The following is a 583-nucleotide window of genomic DNA, read 5'->3' on the forward strand; positions in this document are numbered from 1 at the left end:
CGCCGGGTCGGCGACCCGCTCCCGCGCCACCCGGGTCACCGCCGCGAGCAGCCGCGCCCGCGCCGCCCGCGCCCGGCCCCGTGCGAGGACCCGCGCCAGCACCGACGCGAGCAGCGCCAGCAGGGCCCCCGCCAGCAGGCCACCGGCGAGCAGCGCGGTCGGCACCGGGAACGGTCCCCACTCCGGCGTGCGCGGCACCGGCAGCTGCAGGTACGCCATCCCGGCGAGCGCCCCGAGCCACAGCGCGCCCGCCACGGCCGCCGCGAGCAGCAGCCACTGCAGCACTCCGGCGACCCGCACCCACACCCCCGGGCGGTCCGGCAGCAGCGCGGTCCCGCCGACGGCACGGTCCAGGTCGTCGGCCAAGTCGGCCGCCCCGACGGCGTCCCGCACGGCGAGCGCCCAGGCGTCCGGGGCGTCCGTGGTGGCGCCGTCCACGTACCGGCGCACGGCGGAGGACGCGGCAGCACGCGCGGCGGGCCCGGCGGGCGGCAGCGAGGTCCGCTCGACGGCCCCGGGTTCGGCCGGGTCGAGAGCCCCGGCACGGCCCCGGCGGCGCCCGGGCACGACGCCGGTCGCGAGG

General features: G+C 82.5%; 1 pseudogene. It reads right to left on the reverse strand.

The features are described 5' to 3' along the window. A pseudogene (locus FA014_RS20475) lies at nt 1-583 on the reverse strand (GTP-binding protein HSR1); the annotation flags it as partial.

Source organism: Cellulomonas hominis (assembly GCF_005239125.1).
In the GTDB taxonomy this organism is placed as follows: Bacteria; Actinomycetota; Actinomycetes; order Actinomycetales; family Cellulomonadaceae; genus Cellulomonas; species Cellulomonas hominis_A.